Source organism: Protofrankia sp. CiP1_Cm_nod2, assembly GCF_920664355.1.
In the GTDB taxonomy this organism is placed as follows: domain Bacteria; phylum Actinomycetota; class Actinomycetes; order Frankiales; family Frankiaceae; genus Protofrankia.
In genome coordinates this window covers 1157-3752 of record NZ_CAKKTL010000229.1, presented here as the reverse complement: position 1 = coordinate 3752, position 2596 = coordinate 1157, and the positions used below count along the sequence as shown (strand labels likewise).

The following is a 2596-nucleotide window of genomic DNA, read 5'->3' as shown; positions in this document are numbered from 1 at the left end:
GGGGCGGCGGGGCGGCCGGTCAGGCGGACAGGCCGAGGTCGCGGATGATTTTGGCGACGTGGCCGGTCGCCTTGACGTTGTAGAGCGCCTTCTCGATCTTGCCGTCGGCGTCCAGGAGGAAGGTCGAGCGGATCACACCCACGGTCTTCCTGCCGTAGAGCGTCTTCTCGCCGTACGCGCCGTAGGCGGCGAGCACGGCCCGCTCCGGGTCCGACAGCAGCGGGAAGGTCAGTTTCTCGTTGTCGCGGAACTTCACGAGTTTCGCCGGCTTGTCGGGGGAGATCCCGAGCACGTCGATGCCGGCGTCGTTCAGCAGCGCGAGGCTGTCCCGGAAGTCACAGGCCTGCTTGGTGCACCCGGGCGTGGAGGCGGCCGGGTAGAAGTAGACGACAACCCGTCGCCCCCGGTAGGACGACAGCGACACCTCGTTGCCGTCGGCGTCGGAGAGGGTGAAGCCGGGAGCGGTGTCACCGGTGGTGAGACGGGCAGCGGCGGCGGTCTCGGTCATGGTCGGAAGGTAGCCGGACGGGTCCGGCACCGCAAACCCCACCCCTCCTGAATCGGCCCGGTACGCCTTGCACACACCGTTCCCATGCCGCGTTCCCGTTTTCACACCCCGTCCTGCCGCCCTGCCGTCATGCCGGTGCCGCTGCCGCTGCCCGGCCAACCGGGCAGCGGGGGACGGCGGTCAGGGCGGGCTGCCCAGCGGCTCGACGCCCGCGAGCGTGGCCACACCCACGAACGCGGCCGGATCCACCTGGCCGACGGCCCATCTGCGCAGCTCGTTGATGATCAGGATGGCCAGGTCGACGTCCGCGTCGGCGTCCGCGTCGGCGTACACCATCGGGTCGATCACCACGTCCATGATGACCAGGAAGGTCCGGCCGTCCCCGACGATCCGGCCGCAGCCCACCGCCCGGCCCGGCTCGTCCGCGGCCTCCACGCACAGGCCGGCGAGGCTGCCGTCGATGGCGTCCGCCGCCGCTTCGGGGCCGGGGTCGGGCAGGCCGCCGGCGGTACGCAGCCGGCGCAGCTCCGCCACCGTCGGCATCCGGTGGACGACGACGAAGCCGCCCACCGACAGGGACAGCGCGCGTGAGGCAGCACCGTTCGTCCCCGTCCCCGTCCCCGTCCCTGTCCCGGGGCCCTTGCCCGCCGCCCCCGCCGCCGGCTCGACGAGCGCCGGGTGGGGGGACACCGGGCCGGGCCGGCGCCCCACCAGCAGGGTGTCGACCACCGGGTGCCGGTTGCCGTCGCCGCGCAGCGGCCCGCGGACGCGGCCGGCCCGGCTGATCCGCAGGGGCGGGCCGGCAGCCAGCTCCGTCAGCAGATCGTCGGCGTCGAGCAGGAGCTCGGGGTCGGCGGGGATGACGTCACCGTGCCGCAGGTTCGCCCGGTCGTGCCCGATGACCAGCAGCGTCCCGCCCGGGACGGTCGCGTCGACCGCGCAGCGCAGCACGTCCCGCCGCTGCTCGGGCGCCAGGTGCAGGTAGCAGATGATGACCAGCTCGTAGGACGCCGGCCGCGGCGTCCAGACCATGACGTCGGCGTGGATCCACTCCGGTGTCACGTCGAAGCGGCGGGAGAGCTCGCGTGCCTTGCGGATCGCGACCTGGGAGAAGTCCACGCCGGTGACCCGCCAGCCCTGGGTGGCGAGCCAGACGGCGTTGCGCCCCTCGCCGCAGGCGAGGTCCAGGGCACGCCCGGGGGTGAGCCCGGTGAGGTGTTCGACCACGACCTGGTTCGGCTCGGCGGTCCACAGCAGGCCGGTGCCAGCGTGCCGGCGGTCCCACTGGGCGGCGTCCATAGTCGTTATCTCACCTCGTGTGGCCACGGTCTGCCGTGTCGTGGCCACACGAGGGCGTGGTCAGCCGGTGGCCGCCGGCGCGGGGGTGCCGGCGGCAGCGGCCACCGCGGCGGTGAAGCCCTGGGGGGTCAGGGACCGCGGGGCCAGTTGCCGGCCGTTGACGAGCACGGTCGGGGTGCCGGTCACACCACGCCTGGACGCGTCGTCCTCGACTTTCGCGACATAGCCGTTGTAGGTGCCGTCACGCACCGCGTCGATGAACGCGGGGGAGGTCAGGCCCACGCTGGCGCCGAATTCCGTCAGCGTGCCGTTCTGGTATCCGCTGCTGTGCTCGCGCGGCTGGTTGGCGTAGAGAATGTCATGGTATTCCTTGAATTTACCTTCCTGGGCGGCGGCGGCAGCGGCGTTCGCCGCCCGCACGGATTCCGGCCCGAGGAAGGACATCATGTGATAGACGGCTTTGATCCGTCCATCACCGATCATTTGCTGGATGCCCGGGCCGAGCGCGGTCTCCAGTTCCTCGCAGACCGGGCACTGGAAGTCCTCGTAGAAGTCCACGGTGACGGGGGCGTCCGCCCGGCCGACGGTGATCCCGTTGTCGGTGCCGGTCGCGGTCACCGGCAGCACCACCGGTGCGGATTCCGTCCGGTTGCTCTGGACGGCGACGCCGATCAGCGCGGCCACCGCGAGCACGGCCACGACCACCAACCCGACGATGACCCGTTGCCGCCGCCGCGCGCGGGCGGCTTCGGCGGCCCGGGCCTGGGCCACCTTCTCCCGCCGGCGGCC

General features: G+C 72.5%; 3 protein-coding genes. All 3 read right to left on the bottom strand.

Features of this window, described 5'->3' with window-relative positions:
- Positions 1 to 19 precede the first annotated feature (19 nt).
- Positions 20 to 508 carry a thioredoxin-dependent thiol peroxidase gene (bcp, locus tag NBW84_RS19945; protein WP_250286373.1) on the bottom strand — a complete coding sequence of 163 codons (489 nt, stop codon included), beginning with the start codon at positions 506 to 508 and terminating at the stop codon, positions 20 to 22.
- Positions 509 to 688: 180 nt separating this feature from the next.
- The gene (locus NBW84_RS19940; RefSeq protein ID WP_250286365.1) at positions 689 to 1807 is read right to left on the bottom strand and encodes a class I SAM-dependent methyltransferase; all 1119 of its coding nucleotides are present in this window, start codon (positions 1805 to 1807) and stop codon (positions 689 to 691) included.
- 60 nt (positions 1808 to 1867) lie between these two features.
- The coding region (locus tag NBW84_RS19935) for a thioredoxin domain-containing protein (RefSeq protein ID WP_250286364.1) at positions 1868 to 2596 on the bottom strand (729 nt) is incomplete at its 5' end.

Bases quoted from the DNA above. Each gene is read 5' to 3' on its own strand.
- bcp (WP_250286373.1), bottom strand. From the start codon at position 508: ATGACCGAGACCGCCGCCGCTGCCCGTCTCACCACCGGTGACACCGCT.
- NBW84_RS19940 (WP_250286365.1), bottom strand. From the start codon at position 1,807: ATGGACGCCGCCCAGTGGGACCGCCGGCACGCTGGCACCGGCCTGCTG.